Annotated in this window: 15 protein-coding genes and 2 tRNA genes; 5 read left to right on the top strand and 12 right to left on the bottom strand. The window is 35.7% G+C overall.

Annotated features, from left to right (window positions below):
• The first annotated feature begins 8 nt into the window (after positions 1–8).
• From proS to rpsT, 4 genes are all read left to right on the top strand, one after another.
• A complete protein-coding gene (proS, locus tag ACK4R1_RS09980) occupies positions 9–1487 on the top strand; it encodes a proline--tRNA ligase (protein ID WP_409686404.1) in 1479 nt (492 codons plus the stop codon).
• Positions 1488–1569: 82 nt separating this feature from the next.
• Positions 1570–1644: transfer RNA gene (locus tag ACK4R1_RS09975), tRNA-Glu, on the top strand.
• 19 nt (positions 1645–1663) lie between these two features.
• Positions 1664–1735, top strand: a tRNA-Glu gene (locus tag ACK4R1_RS09970).
• Positions 1736–1888: 153 nt separating this feature from the next.
• Complete coding sequence (gene rpsT, locus ACK4R1_RS09965) at positions 1889–2140, top strand: 30S ribosomal protein S20 (protein WP_121313036.1); 252 nt, start codon at positions 1889–1891, stop codon at positions 2138–2140.
• A gap of 60 nt (positions 2141–2200) precedes the next feature.
• On the opposite strand, the gene ACK4R1_RS09960 is transcribed toward rpsT, so the two are convergent.
• Complete coding sequence (locus tag ACK4R1_RS09960) at positions 2201–2611, bottom strand: response regulator (protein ID WP_409686402.1); 411 nt, start codon at positions 2609–2611, stop codon at positions 2201–2203.
• A 9-nt stretch (positions 2612–2620) separates the two neighbouring features.
• Positions 2621–4336 (bottom strand): PAS domain S-box protein, encoded by a 1716-nt coding sequence (locus ACK4R1_RS09955; RefSeq protein WP_409686400.1) that lies wholly within the window; start codon positions 4334–4336, stop codon positions 2621–2623.
• Positions 4337–4498: 162 nt separating this feature from the next.
• Between ACK4R1_RS09955 and typA the strand changes: the two genes are divergently transcribed.
• On the top strand, positions 4499–6295 hold the full coding sequence (typA, locus tag ACK4R1_RS09950; RefSeq protein WP_409686398.1) for a translational GTPase TypA: 1797 nt from the start codon (positions 4499–4501) through the stop codon (positions 6293–6295).
• A 179-nt stretch (positions 6296–6474) separates the two neighbouring features.
• Here typA and ACK4R1_RS09945 read toward each other — a convergent pair whose 3' ends face one another.
• From ACK4R1_RS09945 to ACK4R1_RS09900, 10 genes are all read right to left on the bottom strand, one after another.
• Entirely contained in the window at positions 6475–7389 is a 915-nt protein-coding gene (locus ACK4R1_RS09945; protein WP_409686397.1) for an alpha/beta hydrolase, read from the bottom strand.
• A gap of 3 nt (positions 7390–7392) precedes the next feature.
• Positions 7393–9405, bottom strand: coding sequence for a choice-of-anchor L domain-containing protein (locus ACK4R1_RS09940; protein WP_409686395.1), 2013 nt, complete (start codon positions 9403–9405; stop codon positions 7393–7395).
• Positions 9406–9435: 30 nt separating this feature from the next.
• Complete coding sequence (locus tag ACK4R1_RS09935; protein WP_409686393.1) at positions 9436–11676, bottom strand: T9SS type B sorting domain-containing protein; 2241 nt, start codon at positions 11674–11676, stop codon at positions 9436–9438.
• A 130-nt stretch (positions 11677–11806) separates the two neighbouring features.
• Entirely contained in the window at positions 11807–16906 is a 5100-nt protein-coding gene (locus tag ACK4R1_RS09930; protein WP_409686391.1) for a T9SS type B sorting domain-containing protein, read from the bottom strand.
• A gap of 83 nt (positions 16907–16989) precedes the next feature.
• Positions 16990–17826 (bottom strand): ABC transporter permease, encoded by an 837-nt coding sequence (locus tag ACK4R1_RS09925; protein WP_409686390.1) that lies wholly within the window; start codon positions 17824–17826, stop codon positions 16990–16992.
• A gap of 11 nt (positions 17827–17837) precedes the next feature.
• A complete protein-coding gene (locus ACK4R1_RS09920; RefSeq protein ID WP_409686388.1) occupies positions 17838–18734 on the bottom strand; it encodes an ABC transporter ATP-binding protein in 897 nt (298 codons plus the stop codon).
• A gap of 514 nt (positions 18735–19248) precedes the next feature.
• The gene (locus tag ACK4R1_RS09915) at positions 19249–21039 is read right to left on the bottom strand and encodes a hypothetical protein (RefSeq protein WP_409686386.1); all 1791 of its coding nucleotides are present in this window, start codon (positions 21037–21039) and stop codon (positions 19249–19251) included.
• A 160-nt stretch (positions 21040–21199) separates the two neighbouring features.
• On the bottom strand, positions 21200–22258 hold the full coding sequence (locus tag ACK4R1_RS09910; RefSeq protein ID WP_409686384.1) for a nucleoid-associated protein: 1059 nt from the start codon (positions 22256–22258) through the stop codon (positions 21200–21202).
• A gap of 90 nt (positions 22259–22348) precedes the next feature.
• A complete protein-coding gene (locus ACK4R1_RS09905) occupies positions 22349–22885 on the bottom strand; it encodes an IS1096 element passenger TnpR family protein (RefSeq protein ID WP_409686382.1) in 537 nt (178 codons plus the stop codon).
• A gap of 60 nt (positions 22886–22945) precedes the next feature.
• Complete coding sequence (locus tag ACK4R1_RS09900; RefSeq protein ID WP_409686381.1) at positions 22946–23578, bottom strand: DUF998 domain-containing protein; 633 nt, start codon at positions 23576–23578, stop codon at positions 22946–22948.
• Positions 23579–23615 lie beyond the last annotated feature (37 nt).

Here is a 23615-nt window from a genome sequence, read left to right as displayed (position 1 = left end):
TATTCAATATGAGTAAGAACCTAACGAAAAGAGAAGAAGATTATTCCAAATGGTATAACGAACTGGTAGTCAAAGCCGATTTGGCTGAGAATTCAGGGGTTAGAGGTTGTATGGTAATCAAGCCATACGGCTATGCTATTTGGGAAAAAATGCAAGCAGAATTAGACAGAATGTTTAAAGAAACCGGTCATAGTAATGCCTATTTTCCTCTTTTTGTACCCAAAAGCATGTTCGAGGCCGAAGAGAAGAATGCGGAAGGCTTTGCTAAAGAATGTGCTATCGTAACCCATTATAGACTAAAGAACGATCCTGATAAGCCAGGAAAGTTAATGGTAGATCCTAACGCCAAATTAGAAGAAGAACTAATCGTTCGTCCAACCAGTGAGGCGATTATTTGGTCTACCTATAAAAACTGGGTACAATCTTATAGAGATTTACCTTTGTTAATTAACCAATGGGCGAATGTTGTTCGTTGGGAAATGAGAACGAGATTGTTTTTGAGAACAGCAGAGTTTTTATGGCAAGAAGGACATACGGCTCATGCGACCAAAGCAGAAGCTATTGAAGAATCAGAAAAGATGATGCATGTTTATGCGGATTTTGCCGAAAACTTTATGGCGATTCCGGTAATTAAAGGATTGAAAACCGAAACGGAGCGTTTTGCCGGTGCGGAAGAAACGTATTGTATTGAAGCCTTGATGCAAGACGGAAAAGCCTTGCAAGCAGGAACGTCTCATTTTTTGGGGCAAAATTTTGCCAAAGCTTTTGATGTAAAGTTTGCCAATCAAGAAGGAAAGCAAGAGCATGTTTGGGGCACTTCTTGGGGTGTTTCTACTCGTTTAATGGGAGCTTTAGTAATGACACACTCTGATGATAATGGATTGGTATTGCCTCCGAACTTGGCGCCAACCCAAGTAGTAATTGTGCCAATTTTTAAAACTGACCAAGAGCTCGATGATATTTCAGTTGTAGCGAATGAATTGGTAGCTCAATTCAGAAGGTTAGGCGTCTCAGTGAAGTTTGATAACAGAACGACTCAGAAACCAGGCTTTAAGTTTGCAGAATGGGAATTAAAAGGTGTTCCGGTTAGAATTGCCATAGGGCCAAAAGATTTGGAAAACGGAACTTTCGAAATTGCTCGCAGAGATACTTTGACCAAAGAAGTAATCGCTAAAGAAGGAGCTGTGAATTATGTCTCAGATTTGTTGGAACAAATTCAAAAAGATTTATTCAATCGAGCGTTGGATTTTAGAAACACACATATTACCGAAGTAAATTCATTTGAAGAGTTCAAAGAAGTTTTAGAAAACAAGACTGGTTTTATTTCTGCTCATTGGGACGGAACTCCTGAAACTGAAGAGAAAATTAAAGATTTGACCAAAGCAACCATTCGTTGTATTCCTTTAGATCAAAAAAAGGAAGCTGGAATTTGTGTTTTTTCTGGAAACAAATCCACTGGTAGAGTGCTGTTTGCGAAAGCATATTAATAAAAATCAGAAAAAAAATAGTTACGCTCTTGTGTGATTGAAAAATAATTGTATTTTTGCAACCGCAATTTTAAGCAAAGATGGCCCGTTCGTCTATCGGTTAGGACGCCAGGTTTTCATCCTGGTAAGAGGGGTTCGATTCCCCTACGGGCTACCAATTTTCAAAGCTTAAAAACGGCCCGTTCGTCTATCGGTTAGGACGCCAGGTTTTCATCCTGGTAAGAGGGGTTCGATTCCCCTACGGGCTACAGATTAGTTGTAAATTAGTTTTATAAAACAAAAGTTCAGTGTCTCGAATTGTTGTTTTATTAGTTAAAACCAAAGTGATTATGTTTAATTGTGGGAGGTTTTTCTTTTTTAACTAAATATTTTATTATTAATTACAATTAAATTACAAGAAAATGGCAAATCACAAGTCAGCTTTAAAAAGAATCAGAAGCAACGAAAAGAAAAGAGTGTTGAACAGATACCAACACAAAACAACTCGTAACGCTATCAAGGCGTTAAGATTGGCTACAGATAAATCAGATGCTTCTGCAAAATTGTCTGCTGTTATTTCTATGATTGACAAATTGGCTAAGAAAAATATCATCCATGATAACAAAGCAGCTAATTTAAAATCTAAATTAACTAAACACGTTTCTAAGTTATAATCTAACTTTTATGAAATCATAATAAAAAAGTCTCAATTTATTGAGACTTTTTTATTTGTATTAAAATGCGGGTTTTAAAATCTCGAGCATTTCTTTGGTTATAGGCTTTGAAAGAAAATCAACTACCATTGGGTAACTTTTTGCTTTAATCACATCTTGTGGGTCAATTGTAGATGATAAGACTATAAACTTCGCTTCCTTGAACAAATCTTGATAACTGTTTTGAAGGTAGTTATCAAGGAACTCCCAACCATTCATTATTGGCATATTTAAATCTAAAAAAATTAATTTAGGGTAAGTTAGATTCAGGTCATTGTGGTATTTTGTTGCTAAATTATTGAAATATTGAATGGCTTCTTCTCCGTTTTTGGCAGTGTGTACCTCATTAGCAAAAGCAACCCTCTCAATGACTTTTTTACAAAGCATTAAAGTGATAGCGTCATCGTCTACACAAAGTATTTTGTCGAGCATTTGAAAAAATTAATTATTCTTGAATGTTATGGTAAAAGTTGTTCCTTTGCCTACATTACTGGTTACAGTTATTGTTCCACCCATGGCCTCTACCTGGGATTTTACCAAATATAATCCTAAGCCTTTACTGTCAGGATGATTGTGAAATCTTTGGTATAATCCAAAAATCTTGTCTTTATTTCTAACCAAATCAATTCCGATTCCATTGTCTTTAAACGTAAGGATTAAATTATCATCGATTACTTTTGACGAAATGTTTACTCTAAGTTGTTTGCCTTCTGATCTGTATTTTATAGCATTCGTCAGTAAATTTAAAAAAATGCTTTCTAAATAAGACTTGTTAATGTTTAAGATAGTTACCTCTTCTAAATCGATTTTCAGAATTGGTTTGTGTAATCCTATCAAAAAACTCAATTGATTGAATACATTTTCAAATATTTCCTTAATCAGTACTTTTTCTTTTTGAATTGACGGGTTGTCTTTAATGATAACAACTTTTACTAAATCATTGATGGTTTCGTTTAATAAATGTGTAGATTTAGAAAAGCCGTCGATGATTTCTTTTAATTCCGGATTTTCAATTGGCATGTCTTCCACCAAATTCAACAAACCGGTCAAATTGGAAAGCGGTGCTCTTAAGTTGTGAGAAGTAATGTAAGAGAATTGTTTTAAGTCTTTGTTGTTTTGAGTTAATTCTCGAATCAGTTGTTCTCTTTCTTTTACTTTGTTCTTTTCTTCGGTAACATCTCTCTGAATAGAAATCCAGTGAGAATGTTCTCCATCTTTATTGGTGACCGGAATCATGGAAGAGTTAATCCAAAATTCTTCCCCATTTTTTTTATAACTAATGGTTTCAATAAAACATTCTTTATACTCTTGGATAGCCGTTTTAAGTTTGTCAAATTCTAAAATATCTGATTTTGGTCCAAAGAAAATTACCGGAGATTTTCCAATTACTTCATTCGCTTTGTAACCGGTCATATCGGTAAAAGCCGAATTGACAAAGATAATGTTCGGAATCACTTCTGTTGAAGTATCAATGTCCGTAATCATTACCGCATCTTTGGTTTGCGTAATTACCGTCTCCAATAATCTCAATCGTTGCTCTTCTTCTTTTTGCTTGGTGATATCCTGAATGGCTCCAATCATTCTGATGGGTTTGCCTTCTTTGTCTTTTACCAAAAATCCTCTATCAAAAACATACTTATAACTACCATCCGCGCATTGGAAACGGTATTCATCTTGCCATTTTTCTGTCTTTTGTTCCAAAAAAGAGTAGAGCTTCACCGACATTTTTAAACTGTCTTCCGGGTGAATTCTTTCAAACCACCATTTAGATGTTTTACCGACTTCCTCTTTCTTGTAGCCAAAAACGCCTTGTATTCCTTTGTTCCAAATAAAACTGTCGTCTTCAATTTTCCAATCCCAAATAGTGTCACTCGTCGCCTTAGCTACTATGTCATAACGTTCATTAGACTCAATGATTTCATTATTTGTAATTTGAAGTTTCTCGAAAACCGATTTGTTGTTTTGAGCATTTTGATTGAGAATGATTCTTAAAATAATCCCCGATATCAAAATGAAAATAAAATCTCTAATATAAAAATACAAGGAAGAATCAGGAGGAGTTTTAATGTAATCTAAAAAAAATTGGTGACCGAGTACAGCCACAAACATTAAAATAAGGACGTACGTTAATGTTATTTTGTTAGAATTATTTTTCATTACTCCAAATATATAGATTTTCAAATTAGTTTTAAAATTTAGCCAAAAACTTATTAAGTATTTTATAAACTTTCTTCTCAATTTTAATAAAGTGTAAACTAATTTGTTATTGGTTTTTTATCTGAAAATAAAGTGTACCTTTGCACCCACAAAAAAGCACACATGGAATCTATTAGAAACATTGCAATTATTGCTCACGTTGACCACGGAAAAACGACTTTGGTTGACAAAATTATGTATCACTGTCAGCTATTTCGCGAAAACGAAAACACCGGTGATTTAATTCTTGACAACAATGACTTAGAACGTGAAAGAGGAATTACCATTACTTCTAAGAACGTTTCAGTTGTATATAAAGGGACAAAAATCAACATTATTGATACTCCCGGTCACGCCGATTTTGGTGGTGAAGTAGAAAGAGTATTAAACATGGCCGATGGTGTTTGTCTTTTAGTAGATGCTTTTGAAGGACCAATGCCACAAACGCGTTTTGTGTTACAGAAAGCCATCGACTTAGGGTTAAAACCTTGCGTGGTTATCAATAAAGTAGATAAAGAAAACTGTACTCCGGAAGAAGTACACGAAAAAGTATTCGACTTAATGTTTGAATTAGGTGCAGAAGAATGGCAGTTGGATTTTCCAACCGTTTACGGTTCGGCTAAAAATAATTGGATGTCTGACCATTGGGAAAACCAAACCTCAAACATCGAACCTTTATTAGATATGGTTGTAAGCAATGTGCCTGCGCCAAAAGTATCTGAAGGAACGCCACAAATGTTGATTACTTCTTTAGATTTTTCATCTTTTACCGGACGTATCGCGATTGGTCGTTTGGAAAGAGGTGTTTTAAAAGAAGGAATGCCGATTTCTTTGGTAAAAAGAGATGGCACCATTATGAAATCAAGAATTAAAGAATTACACACTTTTGAAGGTTTAGGCCGTAAAAAAGTGACTGAAGTTATAGCCGGTGATATCTGTGCGATTGTTGGAGTAGAAGGTTTTGAAATTGGTGATACTATAGCCGACTTTGAAAATCCGGAAGCTTTGCAAACCATTGCCATTGATGAGCCAACCATGAGTATGTTGTTTACCATCAACGATTCGCCTTTCTTTGGTAAAGAAGGTAAATTTGTAACTTCCCGTCACATCAAAGACAGATTGGCTAAAGAATTAGAGAAAAACTTAGCGTTAAAAGTAGGTGATACTGATTCTGCAGATAAGTTTATGGTTTTTGGTCGTGGTGTACTTCACTTGTCGGTTTTAATTGAAACCATGAGAAGAGAAGGCTACGAGTTACAAATTGGTCAACCACAAGTAATCATCAAAGAAGTTGATGGGGTAAAATGTGAACCAATCGAAGAGTTAACTATTGATTTACCGGAAAATTTGTCCGGTAGAGCAGTAGAGTTTGTTTCAGTCCGTAAAGGTGAAATGCTTTCTATGGAAGGAAAAGGAGAACGTATGGTTGTGAAATTCAACATTCCGTCTCGTGGCATCATCGGATTGAGAAACCAATTGCTAACGGCTACAGCAGGTGAAGCAATTATGGCACACCGTTTTATCGGATATGAACCATTTAAAGGGGAAATTCCGGGTCGTAACAACGGTTCTTTGATTTCTATGGAAAACGGAAAAGCCATTCCATACTCTATTGACAAACTTCAAGACAGAGGTACTTTCTTTGTAGATCCTAACGAAGACATTTATGCTGGTCAAGTAATTGGCGAAAATACCCGTAGTGATGATATGGCGGTGAATGTAACCAAAACCAAAAAATTGTCAAACGTTCGTTCTTCCGGTGCTGATGATAAAGCCCGAATTATTCCGGCTAAAAAGTTCTCTTTGGAAGAAGCTTTAGAATACATCCAAAAAGATGAATACGTTGAGGTGACCCCGAAATCAATTCGTCTGAGAAAAATATTTTTGGATGAAAACGATAGAAAACGCAATAAAGTATAATGAATTTCGGCACGATTTATCGTGTTATCCTATAAAAAGAAACCCTTTCATTTACGAGAGGGTTTTTTATTAGGAGCTGTTTCCGGCTATACGCTACAATCTTTTTTGTGGTCACATTGGTATTGTTCAATAACTTTTATTCAAACAAAAAAGGATTTCCACTACTATCCGGGCTAGGGTTATTTCTTCAATAAAAACTCCAGCGGAATATGCAATCGTTCTGCCCAAGCTTCTTCCGAATGATTTTTACCGGGAAAGAATTTAGTTTGCCAATTGTCTGAAGTAAATCCTTTTTCTACCATAATCGCATCCGTTTTCTTTTGCAAAGGCGGATACAAAGCGTCCAAAGTTTGATCGCCATAATCAAAGTAAATTCTGTTGGTTTTTGGATTTGGTAAGTTTGTTCTAAGATAATCGTTAAACGCTTCCGGAATCGGATTGTTTTCTACCGCAAAAATCCCCGGCCAATGCGTCGATATGCAAGCAGCAGCTCCAAAAACTTCAGGATATTCACAAATCGCATACATCGAAATCAAACCACCCATACTCGAACCGGCAATAAATGTATGGTCTTTATCGGTTTGTGTTGAAAAGGTTTTGTCAATAAAGGGCTTCAATTCGGTTACGATAAATTTTAAATAGGAATCAGAATAGGGCTTGAAAACTTCCTTGGTTCTTCCGGCTTTTTGCAATTGAGCGGTAATCGTGTCTTTTTGTTCTTTACTCAAATTCTCATAAGGCTTCTGCGGGAAATATTCCGGATGCCTTTTGGCGGCAATATTCCATATACCAACCACAATAAACTTCTTGACTTTGCTTTCTGCATTTAGCTTGCCGGCCACTTCATCCACTTCCCAAGCTTGTTTATTCCAAGTGGTTTCAGCGTCAAACAACATTTGACCGTCGTGCATATACAAAACGGCATATTTTTCTTTGTTGTTATACCCATCCGGTAACCAAACATCTACATTTCGAGCGTCGACAAATTCCGATTTGAAATTATCAAAACGTTGTATTTTTCCACTAGTTACTTTGATGTCTTGCGCATTGACAACTAAACCAACGAGTATAAAAAATAAGGAAGTCAATTTCATAATTTATCTGATTAGGGCAAAATGTCCTTTTGCCAATTCTTTACCCGAGTTTGTAATAGTAAACCAATAATCATCGGCTAATAAAAGACGACCATTATAAGTGCCGTCCCAACCAAAATCAGTGCCCGAAAACTGCGTAATTATTTTTCCGTATCGATCAAAAATAGTAATGACAGATTGCCCTAAACCTCTTTGCGTTAAATTTTTAATGTACCAAGTTTCATTAACGCCATCACCATTTGGTGTAAAGTATTTCGGAATTTGTACCAAGTAAAACACTCGAGAAACAATACCACAATATTTTTTGTCTTTTACAAAAGCCGTGTACTGTAAACCATTCAAATTAGTAAAAACCGGACTGTCCTGATACTGAGTGCCATCAATTGAATATTCATAATCTCCTATTCCGGAAGCTATAATTTCGACCGAATTGTTAGCACTAAAATCGTTAATTATGATGTTGTCAATAGTGGCTGCTTCTGAACCAAAAACGGTAAAGGTTTTAGTTATTGAACAACCTGAAGCATTTTCAAAAGTCACTGTGTACGTTCCGGGAACTGAAACCTGAATCGTAGAAGTAGTCGCTCCGATATTCCATACATAATTTTGATAACCCGAATTGGCCACTAAGGTCACCGGTACGTTGACACAAATACTCAACGTTTCATCTGCAATATTGCCACTAAAAGTCAAAATATTGAGGGTAACCGGAATAGGATTATAGCAATTGACATTCAGTATTCGGGCATAAATAATTTGTTGGTTGGGTGTGGTGTTTTGATAAGAATTCGGGAGAAGCGTTGTGCTCGTTGTGCTACTATAAAACCCAACTTGATAAGTCGAAGGCAAATTGGAGAATAGGGTAGGAACAATATCATTCAATAAAATAGTGGTAATTCCATTTTGATTGCTGTCATTGTCACAAAAAGAATATGAGGTTTGAGCAATAGTGAGTTCAGGAGCAAATTCTAAGTAAATCTCAGAGATATTAGTACAAGTAGGAGAATAAGTGGTTGCCAATGAATACATTCCGTTTTGTGAACTGTTGTAAGGAGGAGAAAAACTTAAAGTACTAGCCGTCTGACCAATAATGGGGTTGCCGTTAAAACGCCATTGGTAACTTTGAGCGCCATTTGAAGTGCCATTTAAAGTTAAATTTTCATTATGACAAACCGGATTTTGGTTGGCAAAAGTTCGGTCGTTTCCTAAATCAACGCCTACAGAAAAGCTACTTCCTTTTAAGAAAATAGCCGAATCGTAACGGTAATTCCCTTCGTCGGCAATCACCAATTTAATATGGTATTGGTTTCCCGGAATTACAGTAGCTCTTGCGGTTAATATGGTCGTTTGTCCATTAAAATTGGTTGGATGTTCTATGCCGTTAAAGCCACCAAAGTATTGTTCGTTTTCAGCCGGACAAATGGTCCCTGATCCTCGAACAGTATTGACTCTTACCGGGATATTTGTGTTGGGAATTACGGCTAAATTTTCGTAATTCGCACTGCCGACTTCTTTTAATAAAAAAACAAAACCATCTGTAAAACTACATTGATTCGGATTCGGATTGGTTAAATATTGTTCAGAAGAGAAAATATAATCAAAACTAATTTGGTTTCCTAAAGGAATGAAATCAAATTCCAGAACGGTAGCATTAAAAGTATTGTTTAAACCCAACGCCTGATTTAAGTCGTTATCGCCAGTCCATCCCATTCCGCCGCCATCATCAGAAATAAAAGTATTTGGTCCTTGAGTATTTATAATTTTCCCGGTGCTTAAGACTACTCCTTCGGAAAAAGGAAAACTTGAACCATTCGCATTAAAATAACCCCAACTTTTTTCTCCGGAGGCAAAATTACCACCGGATACCGAAACATTTGAAACGGAAGCACAGCCCGAATTAATCAAGACATTTTCAATTAATTGGATTGGTGTCCTGCTTTCGTCAGTTGTAATATATTGAGCAGAGGCAGTACCAAAGAAAAAAAGTAAAATAAAAGGGTATTTTTTAAAAATCATGTGATTTTTTATTTGCCTGCAAATTTACCATTATCTTTTCAAAGCAAAATGACCTTTAACATTTCGACCATCATCAAGTTGAATGGAATACCAATAATCATCAGAAGGCATCTGGCGTCCGTTGTAATTTCCATCCCAACCTTCACCCACTGCACTAATTTGCTTTAGCAACTTTCCAAATCGGTTAAAAATATAAATTTTAGAGTTGCTGTTGGTGTTGATATCTAGTCCTTTAACTTGCCAGTAATCATGATAACCATCTCCGTTTGGGGTGAAATAACTTGGAATTCCTAAGACAAAAACGGTTTGATAAATAACTCCGCAACCATTCATGTCCTTAATGGAAACGATATGTTGGCCAGGAACAACACCGTCAAAAAAGTTAGATTGCTGATAGTTGCCGTTATCAAGACTGAACCAATAATCACCACTACCGGAAACAATGATGGTTATCGAATTGTTTTCGACCAAATCAATGACTTCTATGGTTTCTAAAATTGGAGCTTCTGAAGCTTCCAACTGAACAGTGACAGATGTAAAGCAGGACGTTAAAGCATTTGTAATTGTTACAGTGTAATCTCCGGCTTGAGAGACCATTATAGTTGGAGAGGTTTCTCCGTTTGGTGACCAATAAAAAGTATAATTTCCGGGATTATTAATTTCGGTTTGTAAAGTAATGGTTTGATTTGGCAAGTTAGCACAAAGGATTCCTTCTGCCTCAATTGTAGCTTGCGGAATAGCGGAAACCTCAAGTTGGACAATATGAATACCAATGCAATCATTTCCATTTTCAACTCGGGCGTAAATATTTTGTTCTGAGAATTGATTGGTTGTTATTTGGTTTTGTTCCATTAACGCATCATTTGTATTGTAATAATAACTTACAGAATTGCCATTGGTTTCAAAACCGGCATCTGTTAAATTAAAAGTTGCTATTCCGTCTGCTGCATTATCATCACAACTTTGCAGGTTGACGATAGTGGTTGGATTTAAATTAGCGTTCAGTGTAAGCGTTGTCAGACTGTAGCAACCTGTTAAGGGATTGATGATTTTTACAGTCAGTATTTGAGGATTGACAGTGTTGTTGAAGATTGTATTTTGTTCGTTTTGACTGTTCAAAGCATCGGTTGCGTTTAGATAAAATTGAGTCAACACGGAACTGTCGCCATTGGTTAAATTGGTAGTGGCTTGATTAAGATTAAAGGTTGTTAATCCGTCAGGAAAAAGTTCAAAATCGCATTGTGTTATTTGAGAAGGAACGGCTACAGGAGTTCTGTTGATAATTAGGTTAAAAGGTTTGTATACCGTACATCCTTCAGCCGCATTGTAAATTTTTGCCCATAAGACTTCATTGCCAAAGGGCAGTTGGTTGGTATACGATTGAGGTAAAGTTACCGCATCATTATCGGAAGGGTGAAAACTAATGGTAAAGTTTGGGTCGGTAATGAACAAATCGCTAATTTGAGATAAATCAAAAACAACAAAACCGTCATTGTCATTGTCACATTCTTCCAAATCGATTAGGTCAGGAAGGCTGAAAGGGGTAACAGACACGGAAAAAGCGCTTAGGGTAAAACAACCGCTGACCTCATTCTCCAATCGGATGAATATGGTTTGAGGGTTTACAGTGTTTATGAAACTAGTCGGATTCGGAATAGCATTCGAGTTGATGGTAGCCTCATTTTCGGTTAAATGATAAGTGACTACAATATTGTTTTGATTACCTACCGCTAAAGTACCGCTTTGGGTTAAATCAATTGCAGTTGATCCATCGTCAATAGCATCACTATCACACAAAACGATATTCAAAGCACCTGAAGTACTTTCATTAACCACTGGAGGTTCACTAAAAGTGGCCGTTCCGGTCCATTCCAAAGAAAAATTACCATTTCCGGCAGCCCTATCGACCACAATATAGTAGGTTTCTCCTTCCAGAACTTCAAGCCATTCGACATAACCATTGCCAAATTGAGCAGGTCCTTCGTTCCAGTCTAACTCCGTTTCAATCATTCCGGTCAGATTGTTGGGTAAACCAGCCAAAATAGGATTGGTGGTAGAACATCGAATAGGACTTCCTAAACTTTGACAAGTCACTTCGGGACCAAAAACAAAAAAGTCAAAATCGACCATTAAGTTGCTCTCTTGAGGAGTGATCAAAAATCCCAACGTACCATCGGTTTTAATGGTGACTTTAATCCATAAAGAATTGTTTTCTTGACTATCACAGGAAGGCGGTGTTATTTCTTGTAAGCCCGGTCCTTGAACTGACAAATTGTTAAAACTGGTGTTTCCGCAAGAGACTAAAGCATTGATGCAATCATTTTGTGAAAAACAGGTTTGAAAGCAAAAAAGAAAAAAAAGAAAAAAAGATTTCTTGATACATGCCATTAGCTTATTTTATTTAACGTTTCAGCGCAAAATGACCTTTAACGTTTCGTCCGTCGTCAAATTGAATGGAATACCAATAATCGTCTGCTGGCATTTCACGTCCGTTGTAGGTTCCGTCCCAACCAGGACTGAAAGCATTGAGTTGTTTTAATAACTTTCCATATCGATCAAAAATGAAAATAATAGAATTAGTATTAGAAAACATACTGACACCTTTTACATTCCAGTAGTCGTGATATCCATCTCCGTTTGGCGTAAAATATTGTGGAATTCCCAAAACCGGAATCCCGATAGGTCCTAACAATCCGCAACCGTTTTTGTCACGAACATAAAGTTGGTACAATCCCATTGGTACATTGTTAAAGAAACCGCTGTCTTGGTAAGGGCCATTTATGTCGTTTAAAGAATATTCATAATCTCCAGAACCGTTTACTGTTACTGAAATAGAGTTGACCTCACTCAAATCAATAACATTGAGAGTTTGTAAAGTAGCTATTTCTGAGGTTATTACGGTTATGACTCTTGTTTTTGTGCATCCAAAGCTATTGGTTACAATCACGCTGTAAACACCTTCAGCACTGACTATTAATGAATAACCTGTTCGTCCCGGCATAATTACGTTGTTAAAATACCATTGGTAGGTGTAGTTAGCTATAGGTGAACCATCTACAATTCCGGCATCAATCAGCGTTTGGGTTTCCGGACTACAAATGGTCACGCGTTCTTCCTGATCAATTTTTGGGGTTGGATTTACTACAAAAGGAATAATTACTTCAGCAGAACATAAACTATTGAGCGCATTTTCAACAATAACCCTTATGTTTTGAGTGTTGGTTCTAAAAGGATTCGGCAATTGATTTGGAATTGTACTTGGAATAAGCACATTGTTTTCGTCGTAATAGTAAACATTCATTCCGGTTTGTGTTCCAATTATTGTGCTTAAAAAACTTGAGGTATCAAAATCAAAAAAGCCATCTTGGTCAATTGAATTTGCTTCGTCATCACAAGTTGTGGTTAAATTATTTGGTACCGCAAAAGCTTCCGGTAAATCGTCGACAATAAATTGTAATGGTATTTCGTCATAACAAGGTTGACCACCTGTTTGTGTGGAGTTGTTACTGACTCTTATGGTTATGGTTTCCGTTCCGGTTACAAAATACGGATTGGTAAAAGGTAAAATTTGAGTTCCGTTCGCTCTAAAATAAGTTACATTGACACCAGTTTGTCCATTCAAGACAGCAGATTGAATTCCGGAAGTGTCAAAGCATAAAATACCATCATGATTGTCATCACAAGCTCGAATCAAATTGTCAGCATTTATCGGATAAGCTATCGGTAAGGCTTCGACTACTACATCAAAAGTTTTGAATCCAAAGCAAGAATTGTCAATCGTACTATCAACTCTTACCCAAATTTTTTGTGAATTAGGGAAACCGATATTTCTGTAATTGGTTATATCAACTATGGCCAAAGAATTTCCGGAAGCATCGGTTTCTGCTAAGAAATCGGCTTCGGTTTTATAAAATTTTATGGTAGTATTGTTAGGTAAAATTGCGGCCAAACTATTTTGGATATTGGTAAAATTAAATGGTCCAGAAATGCCGTCTCGGTCATCATTTAAAACATCCAAATAATCGTCACATAAATACTGATTTGGAATCACAAAGTTGGCCGGAATTTGGGTTACTGAAACCAACAAATTAATTTGGGCAGTGCTGAAACAGCCATTACTGTTTTCTACTCTGGTAAAAACACTCCCGTTTCCTGACGTATAAGCCAAAGGGTTTGTGATTTCAAAAGCTGTATTTTCGTTATTAGCTGCCTCCAAAGTTGTATAATAGCTAAAGGTTTCATTGAAGTAATTAGCTGAAATTACATCGTTTTTCTGAGTCAAATTGAATACAGAAATACCATCGGTGTCATTGTCACATTGTATTAAGGAAATAGGTGTTGTAACGACAGGCAATACAAGAGTAGTTAAAGTAGCGGACTCTGAATACAAGCCACAAGCATTGCCATTTTTATTAATGAACACACGGTATTTGTAGCCAACCATAGCCGGAGAAACGTTGGAAACGGTGAGTGAAACCGTATTTACACCGGAATAAGTAGTATTATTGGTCAAGTTAGTCCAACTGGTTTCATCATCAGTCGAAAGTTGCCATTGGTAACTGTCAACGGCAACCGAAGTTATGGTAAAAGTCGCCGATTGTAATTCACAGGTAGTCACATCAACCGGCTGAACAGAAATTGATATTGGAGCGCCAATAATGTAATCACCATTTGGGACACCATAACCACTACCGGTTAATACAAGTCCGTTACCGTCTGTGTTAGTTGGAGTTTCATCGCCTACAATTCCATCATTATTGGTGTCGATAAAACCGGCTTCAGTCACATCCAAACAACCATCGTCATCACTGTCAATCTCCACATAGTTTAAGATACCATCCGCATCGGTATCCGCTAAAGTAAAGTTGATAATACCGCTGTTTACTGTTGTTTCCAAACTATTATCCAAACCGTTGCTTCCTACAGGATTTATAGTAATACCATTGGTATTGGAACCATTGCCAGGGCTTCCTGATTCTATAATGTCAAAAATTCCGTCATTGTCACTGTCTAAGTCTAGGTAATTTGGAATGCCGTCATTGTCAGAATCTGCCGGTTGAATTCCGTTTGCAAAAACATCATCAATACCGTCATTATTGGAATCTACATTGGATAACGCAGTAATATTTTGGCCTTGTGATTCAATAAAATCCGGAATTGTGTCATTGTCACTATCATAGTCTGAATGATCAGGAATACCGTCATTATCAGAGTCTTTTGGGACACAAGTAGCAATTAATCGCAGAGCAACTTTACTGGTATTGGTATCAACCAAGTTTACATTGGTTACCGTTATTTGGTCGATTAAATTTCCTCTGACAGAAAAAGATCCGGATCCGGCAGGCAATGAAGTATTTTCGTTTAAACGAAATCGAATTTCAAAAGAGGAATAAGCAGTAACGCCGCTTTCAAAAATTCCATCATAATTGGTATCAACTAAAACCTGATCGTTCGGGTTTAAAATAGTTAAGGTTTTATTGATAGGACAAGTTATTCTAATTTCGGTAGCCGCTGTAAATAAATCATCGGCTAGAGCTGTCGTGGCATATTCAACGGCTAAACTTATCGGATTGTTCCATGTGGTTGTATAGCTCACTTTGTTTTGTTTTCCGATGGCTGCTTCGGTTACAAAATTCCCATCGGCATCACCAACAATAGGCGTAGCAGAAGGAGTTCCGGTTCCTGCAAAAGTAATTGTGCCCAAGAAAGAATTGATGTAATCTTCAATATTAACTGAGCCAAGAGTAGTGTTGGTTAAATTAATATTTTGATTTCCGAGGGATTCGTTACAATTAGTAATACCATCATTGTCGTTATCAAGATCCATGTTATCGTTCACACCATCATTATCGGAGTCAGTTGGACAAATACTTACCGGAATTTCACTAGAATTTATAGGAAGTGTACAGTTAGAAATAGTTGCTGAAACATAGTAGTAACCGGGGCCAAGTGTTGAAGGAACATAACTACTGTTGGTCGCACTTGGAATAATATTTCCGTTAAAATACCATTGAAAAGTATCAAATGGACTCAGAGTGTTTACAGATAAACTAGTATTAGGAATACAATTAGCCTGGCTAAGATCTAATTGGGTAAAAGAAATTTCAGGTTCAAAGGTAAAACCTGAATAAAATCCGCCAAAAGTTGCTGCGCCGCTGGTACCATAAGCAGCTAAATATAGCTCTTCTGTAGAAAAGACTGAAACATCTCCACTTAATCCGGTGATTACATAGGTTTGGTAATTATTATTGCCTGTAACATTTGTTGGTCCTGTTAAATTGGTTATCGAAGATAATTCGGCTAAGGTGTAATTTGTGCCGTCTATGGTAAAATTTAAAGTAGCGCCGGTCTTGGTTACTATGGTAACTCTTCCGGTAAATTGTCTGCTGCCAATATAGTCTATTGATGGAATATTGTCGATGATTCTTGGGGTTTGACAACTTAAAGGCGGTACAAAAAACATTTCTTGATTTCTTTGGTCCGATGCACTATTGTCGCCGATGGTTTGATAGGCAAAAACTTTTTGACTGGTTCTAATGTATAAGTTCCCATTAGCATCAAAATTAGAACCGTTCAAAACGGCATAATTACCGGCATTTATAATTAAGTCGGGTGTGGTTGAACCGCTTAAAAACACTTCGGTATTGTCAACATCGGCTACTAATAAAACAGTTTCTACAATATTAACTCCGGTACTTTTAATAAAGATGTATTCGTTATTGTTTATACGTTCCGCCGGAACTATTTGGTCAAAACCTAAATCGAGATTCCCCTGAGCATTGCTGCCACCAAAAGAACCACAGTTTAAAGCAATAGGCTTGTCTGAGGTAACCAAGGCACCAACTAATCCGTCACGATTAGGTCCATGCGGCCCTTGAACGGCAATCACATAACTTTCGCCACTATTTAAAACAATGCTGAAAGGACTATTTCCGGTTCCACTATTAATAGGTTGTACACCGGTTTTGAAATCACTAAAGTTAACAGTTGTATTATTTTCAGAGGCTAAGACAGATATGAAAGTGTTGTGAATTTCATTGTAATTACTTACCGTAAGATTAGGTATGGCACCAATTCTAAATCGGTTTCCTAGGGATGCTTTTCCTTTTGAAACCAATTCTCCGGCTTGATTTCCGTTTCCGGCAGTTACTCTGGCAGAAACATAAATCAAATCGTCTGCTTCAACAATATAGCCTTTGTTGCTAAAAATGTTGTTAGTTTGACTGGCATCAACATGCAATTGAGTATCGTTTCCAAAACCTACATTGTATATAAAAGGTGCGCTTTTGGAAACAGTTCCGTTAATGATGCTTCCACCCAATTCTATAATTCTGAAGTTAATGGGATTGCTGTTTGGCGTGGAAATATATAGAAATTGATCTTCGGAAGTAACCAAATTGGAACCCGAAAGTGGCGGAATATAATGTGTTTTACTAAATTGAGAAAAACAATTGGTAGAGAGAAAGGCAATAAAAAATAAAAAAAATAACTTCTTTTTCATTTGCTAAAATTAACAAATAAAAAAGAAAACATAAAGAGAAGTTTTCTATTTATGTTTTCTTTAAGAAATGATTGAAGATTGAATTATAAATCTCGTTTTTTGATTATTTTATAAGATGAGTAAATAAAAATTGTGGTCCAAGCTAAAACGATTAGCAATGATAAAAAATGAACGTCGTAATCTTTAACATTATTTTCCCCGACTGCAGTCTGAATATTTTTGATAACACTTAATCTTGTAAAAGGTTCAATAACTAAGTTACTCATTGATTCTAAAGGCATAAAAGCATAAAAATCATCTACTTTTGGATTTTTGTTAAAGATTTCAAATTTTAAAATCCCATAGGATATTTTTTCAACCAAAAACCAAATGAATAAAAATCCGATAGCAAAGGCAGAGCGTTTGATTAAAACTCCCAAAAATAAACAGAAAGAGAAGAATCCAACTAACTTTACAAAATAAGCAAGCAAGTATTCCATACCGGAAAAAACGATGCTAAATTCGGTATATGAAGAAAAACTATAGCCTAAAATTAGCGACATTATAAAAATGAAAACTGTTGAACCAAATGCGAATAGCACTACTGTTAAGAATTTAGAAAGAATAAACTCTTTTTTGCTCATTCCGTCAATAAGGTTTTGTTTCAAAGTACCGTAGCTATACTCATTAGCCATCATTGAGACAATCACAATCGCTAAAAAGAACTTTAACAATGAAGCTACCCAAGTGTTAAAATGCCATATAAAAGGAAAATTAAAGATGCCCATTTCGGCAAAATGAATTTTAAAATTTCCAATATCAAACTTTATTGAAGCTATTAAAGCAATAAAAGAAAGGATGACAAAATAACCGATGGTCAAAATTTTACTGGCACGATTTTTCCAGATTTTTTGTAGTTCTATGGAGATTAATCTTTTCATATTCGTGGCTTTTATTTATTGGTTAAGGCTAAAAATTGTTCCTCTAAACTTAGTTTTTTTACCACTAAATGATTAAGGTAAATACCTTTCTCAGACAAGTACTTATTTAATTGAGCTGCATCTACTTCTTTTTTGAAATGAGCTATTAATTTACCGTCAGTCTCTAAGAATTTCTCGAGTTCCGGATGTAAATTTATAACTTCTATAAGTTTTTTAGGATCATTGGATTGTAATTCAAAATAGGCTTCGTGCGCAACCATTCCGTGAACAGTTCCGCTGTAAAGAATTTCGCCATAGCGTAAAACCAATACATGACTACAAACTTTTTCCACTTCGTCTAAGAGGTGAGAAGCCAAAAGAATCGTTGTGCCTTGTGAAGCAATTAATCGAATGATGTCACGAATTTGGTGAATACCTTGTGGATCTAAGCCATTAGTTGGTTCGTCTAAAATTAATATTTCAGGATCATTTAAAAGAGCAGAAGCAATAGCCAAACGCTGTTTCATCCCTAACGAAAAGGTTTTGAATTTGCTGTCTTTTCGATCTATGAGTCCAACAATTTCAAGCTTTTCGTCAACTTTGGTATAGTTGATGCCTTTAATTTTACAAACCAATTCTAAGTTTTCCTTGGCTGTCATGTAAGGATAAAAGTTCGGTCGTTCAATGATGGCTCCAACTTTTTTTAAAGCTTCATGGGTTTGCATCGCTCCGCCAAACCAACTGTATTCACCGGATGTTTTGTTAACCACATTTAAAACAATGCCTAAAGTGGTAGATTTTCCACTTCCGTTGGGTCCGAGGATGCCGTAAACATTGCCTTTGTGTATTTCGAGAGAAACGTCTTTTACCGCATGAATTTTCCCGTAACGTTTGTTGAGTTTATTGATAGAGAGGATTGTTGATTCCAATGGTCAGTTTTTTGGTTTCACGTATGACGATTGAAATCTGAATTTGTTACTACTCTTTTTTCTGAAAATAAAATCTACTGATAAATTGTTTTTTCAAATTCAAATAAAAAAGAGTTTCGTTGATGTCTCTGAGTTTAGAAGTCAGTGTAATTTTTTGACCTCTACTATCATTAGTTGCTTGTAGTTTACATATTTCGCATTGGTATTCGCTAAAGTGAATATTGATTTTTTTCGTTTCCACAAAGCGATGTCCAAGAAAGGAACAGCGAATATTTTTTTTTACCATTCCATGAGTTAAGTAGTTTAGATTCATAGGATAAGGTTTATTCCGCTACGTTTTATTCAATGGCTTCGCTGTTTGGCTAAAGTTATGAAACGACGTCTCGGGTTAGTTTAGGTATAGTAAACCTATTGTTTTATCGTTGAAAAACAAAAAATAATCGTTAAAATGCATGGTTTCAGTTATTTAGAAGCGATAAAACTTACAATTAATTAACTTTAAGGTAATATAGTTTTATTTATAAGGAACAATAATAGGCTGACCAATTTGGAAATCCGGTAAGGCTAAGTCGTCGTTTTTGAAGGAGTTAGTTTTGTAAACATTGTCGCCTTCAAATGGTATTGATGGATAATAGGAGAAAGAAATTTGGAAGCTATTGAAAACCAAATAGTCATTGTTAATCAAAACACCTATGCTGAATTTAGAATACAATCGACCATCAAAAGTTTTGTCGGTTTCATCACCTAAAAAACCAAAAGTCATATTGTAAAATGGACTAAAGTGAAAACCATGCCAATTGCCAGGCGCATAAGTTTGGGTTTGTAAAGCCATCGAAATTTTTCGAGTACCACTAATTAAAGGATTATTAAATCCGACGATGCCATTGTCATCAGAGAGTAAAACTCTGTCTTTGCTAACCGGTGCTCTGTGATTTCCAATGACCAATTTTGGTTTAACAAACTGTCTTATTTTCCACTCGCCCAGCTGAATTAGATTGGTGAAATAATTTGCTTCAATTTTAAAAGTAGTTTCTTCAGTACAACCATTATTGAAAAAGCTTCCCCATTCCGTATTTAAACTCAAATAGCCAAAGGGAAAATAGTCGCCATAAGCAAATCGACCGCCAAAATAACTTCGTCTGTTGTTGTTTTTATCCTGAAATCCACCGGTAATCGAGTAGATTTGGCCATATGGAATATCTTCGATAATCCCAAAATTGAATAAGTATTTGTCTTCGGCAAACTTTCGGGTATTTAATCCAATTGTGGCTAAATATAATTTTTCAGAAGCAAAAAAACGTTTCGGGTCATAGACTAAAGTTGGGGTTTCTAAATAGTTGACATTTTTATAACCTATGGTTGTTACCAAATTGGTAGTTCGATAGTCTTCATCTCTTCCTTTAAATATTTTAAACGAATGACCTAGCCAATATTCTTGTGTTTCCAATTTGAATCGGTGGCTTTCAAAATCAACAGTACCAAGGGATAATGAATCTACATAAAAACGATCTTCAAAATAGATGCCACCGGCTAATCGTGTAAAAGGCGAGAAGAATTGACGTTCTATTCTTGCACTTTTGGTGGTATTGTTGAAAATTGAGTTTTCATAGGTAAAAACACTATTGATGTAGGTGTTTTTAATATTATTGATAGAATATTGACCTAAATAAGCCGTTTGTCCTGTGTCAAATCGCTTGGTGAAATCGTTTCTGAATTCGTGACCAAGACCAAAAAAATTTCGTTCTGTCAATTCAAAATTTCCTCGTGAACTCGACAAACTTCCGGTTGGTATTAAACTCCAAGAATCTAAAACACGTACAGAAATGTCTACAGAATCTTTACTGCCGGGTATTTCAACAGGTTTGATGATTACGCTTCTCGTGTAGCGTTGGCGTCGGATTAAACGCTCTGATTCCTTGGCTACCAACGAATCTAAAGGCTCGTTTTTTTTGAAAAGCAAAAGGTTTCTGATGGTCCAGTTTTTTGATTTAAGGTGTAATCTGTTGCCAAATTTTTCAAATCCTTTTTCAGGTTCATCTTTGTAATTGTCAACAGAGTATCCGAAAGGATCTAGGGTTTCGATATTGATGTTTCTAACGATTTTTCCTTCGCTTCGGTCAAAGGCTTTTTTGATTAGAAATCGTTTTCTTTTGGTGCTAGACGTTGAAGCTTTTTGCTTTCGATTGGATTTGAAGAGCAGTTTGTAGATAAATTTATTGAACTTACTTTTCTTGGATAGTTTTTCAATGTTCTTATATACTTTGGTGGAATCATTACCACTGTGGCTTTTTTTTTCTTGTGCCAATAAATTTTGGCAACAAAAAAGCAGGAGTAGGAAGTATATATAATGCTTTGAGGACATTGAACTTGATTAACTAATTGTGAAAGGTATAAAATAATTCATCAGATAAAAAAAATCCTCAATTCTTTTAACAATTGAGGAAGTCTTTACTTTTATTAGAAAATTAGGATTTCTGTTCTTTATTGAAATAAACCAAGTAATAATACATTTGTTTTTCTTCGTCCCAACCTTTTTCAACATATTTCTCGGCACTTTCAGGGTTGATAAAATCGAGTTTGATTTGAATGTTAGTGTCCAAATTAATCACGTTTTTAATTGACTTTCGGGCATCCGTTACAGCGGCATTGGCAATAGGGAAATTGGTGATGTCTTCGATGCTGTATTTTTCACCTTTATCCACTTTATAGTTTTTGAATTCCGGAATCAAATCGGGATTGTCTAAGACTTCGTTTAAGAATTTACTTTCTTCGAATTCGTCATTTTTGGCAAAATAATTGACCGAACGGTTCATGAACATTACTTCTTCTTTCTTGTCTTCTGCCGGAAGAACTACATCTTTGGCAAAGCCTTGACAGAATTTCAAATACTTTTTGGTATAAAAATTTTCATCCTGAAAAGCATCTACCGAAAGGAAATGCTCTAACCAATAACGGGCATCATAACGGTTACTGTCGATGGTTAAAATCTTATAACCTTCTTCTTTTTTGTAATTGAAAATCAAACAGCCTTTGTCTAATTTATTTAGGTTGATTCCTTGTTGCAAAATCATTTCCAAGGTAGTGCCTTTTTCTTCAAACTGCATAAAATCAGATTTGATTTCGCTTTTGAAAACACCAATTGCATCAACTACGTTATTATCGATGGAAACATTGGTCAAATGTGCTACATATACTTCACCGTTCTTTATATGCGGATGGTTAGACTGTTCGAATAAATGTTTGGTTATCTTTTTAGAAACTTCATGTGTGTCACTCGGATTAGTGAAAATCTCCGTGGCCAAGTTGAACATGTCGTTGTATTCTAAATCGACATCATGCGCAAACTGGAAGTAATTTTCTTCTTTTTCACGAAACGGTTTGAAAAAATATTCTTTTAAAAGTGGTACAATTTCGTCATTCAAACCATAAGGTTGGTCTGAAAGGAAAATAGCTTCGTTACGGCTTTTGTTTCCAACTCGGTGTATTGATAAGCTCTCAATATGAGCGTTAAATAAGTTTATCATTTTTTGTTTTTAAGAATAAAGAACATAGAAAATAGAATAAAGACTTTTAAAGTCTATGTTCTATACTCTTTTCTCTATTTTCTGTTAAAATTAATTCCAATTCTCCTCAAACCCGAAATCCTCAAAGCTGTCATCACCACCAAACATGTCTAAATCATCATCATCTAAATCGTCTTCAAATTCAGAGTAGAAATCTTCATTTTCGGCTTCGAATTCTTTTTCCGGTGCAATAGCGGGTAAAACGCCATGAGAAAACAATAGATTTGGATAGATTACCCCAATTTCTTCTTCTTCAACGGCAGCTAATTCTACCAGAAATGTCCACATGTTGATGAAATCGTAAACGTAAATGATTTTGGTTTGGTCTTCGCCCAACAATTGGTTCAACGGATAATCACTCATGATTTTTTGTTCGCCAACAACGTCGCCGGTATCGAACATCGGAATTTCTTCTTCCTGATTCCATTGGTCATCGCAAGTATAAAAAGAAGCGACTTCTAAACCGTCAAAACCGAACGCGTTGACAATGGCATTGTGCAAATCTTCTAAAGTATCCTCTTCCTGAATCGCAATATCTCTGAAAACATCTTCTTCAGCATCGAGAATTGCTCTGAATTTATAAATCATAATCGAAATTTTATTGAGCCGACAAAGGTAAATTATATATTATAAATTATGAATTGCGAATTATGAATTGTTGATAAGATTTTTATTAATTTGAAACGAACAAAAAACAACCCAAATCAGAATGCTTCCTTCGATAATTCTTTGGATTAATCCTTTAAAAGACGATTCTAAACTCACATTCAAAACCAAGACAAAAGCAAATGAAACACCGGCAATAAGGTAACTTAATGTGGTGAAATTGTTCGCATTATTCCATTTCTTTGAAGCTATTGCAATAGCTAAAATAGAGAACGGAACCACAAGGTAAGTAAGCATTCCCATCAAATTATGGATGATTTGAGACAAACTCGGATTTACAAATTTAGGGTTGCAACCGATATCACAATTGAAAATACTACAAACAATGGTTCCAATTCCATAGCCAAATCCAATTCCGAAGAGGCCAAGAGTTTTCAAACTTGATTTGGGTGCAGAAGCATTTGAGGATAAGGCGAACAAAAAAAACAAAACTCCACTTGGTAAATAAAAATAATATCGAATTACGTCGGCGTTTGGAGCATCAACCGCATATAATTCACTTATAAATTGTGACGTATGACTGTAACCGGGATAAAATAAACCGGCAATTATTGTGGTTGAAATAAAAAGTAATGTGCTAATTATCCCTGTCCAAAAGGCTATCTTTTTTATCATATATTTCAAAATTAAAAAACCTAACGGTTAAGTTAGG

This window comes from Flavobacterium sp. (assembly GCF_046293665.1).
Classification (GTDB): Bacteria; Bacteroidota; Bacteroidia; order Flavobacteriales; family Flavobacteriaceae; genus Flavobacterium.
Note: the sequence above shows the minus strand (reverse complement) of the source record. Positions and strands in the feature narration are given on the sequence as shown.

Coding starts and splice junctions, on each gene's coding strand:
- rpsT (WP_121313036.1), top strand. CDS start 1,889: ATGGCAAATCACAAGTCAGCTTTAAAAAGAATCAGAAGCAACGAAAAG.
- proS (WP_409686404.1), top strand. CDS start 9: ATGAGTAAGAACCTAACGAAAAGAGAAGAAGATTATTCCAAATGGTAT.
- ACK4R1_RS09925 (WP_409686390.1), bottom strand. CDS start 17,826: ATGAAAAGATTAATCTCCATAGAACTACAAAAAATCTGGAAAAATCGT.
- ACK4R1_RS09905 (WP_409686382.1), bottom strand. CDS start 22,885: ATGATTTATAAATTCAGAGCAATTCTCGATGCTGAAGAAGATGTTTTC.
- ACK4R1_RS09945 (WP_409686397.1), bottom strand. CDS start 7,389: ATGAAATTGACTTCCTTATTTTTTATACTCGTTGGTTTAGTTGTCAAT.
- ACK4R1_RS09910 (WP_409686384.1), bottom strand. CDS start 22,258: ATGATAAACTTATTTAACGCTCATATTGAGAGCTTATCAATACACCGA.
- ACK4R1_RS09940 (WP_409686395.1), bottom strand. CDS start 9,405: ATGATTTTTAAAAAATACCCTTTTATTTTACTTTTTTTCTTTGGTACT.
- typA (WP_409686398.1), top strand. CDS start 4,499: ATGGAATCTATTAGAAACATTGCAATTATTGCTCACGTTGACCACGGA.
- ACK4R1_RS09960 (WP_409686402.1), bottom strand. CDS start 2,611: ATGCTCGACAAAATACTTTGTGTAGACGATGACGCTATCACTTTAATG.
- ACK4R1_RS09955 (WP_409686400.1), bottom strand. CDS start 4,336: ATGAAAAATAATTCTAACAAAATAACATTAACGTACGTCCTTATTTTA.
- ACK4R1_RS09900 (WP_409686381.1), bottom strand. CDS start 23,578: ATGATAAAAAAGATAGCCTTTTGGACAGGGATAATTAGCACATTACTT.
- ACK4R1_RS09930 (WP_409686391.1), bottom strand. CDS start 16,906: ATGAAAAAGAAGTTATTTTTTTTATTTTTTATTGCCTTTCTCTCTACC.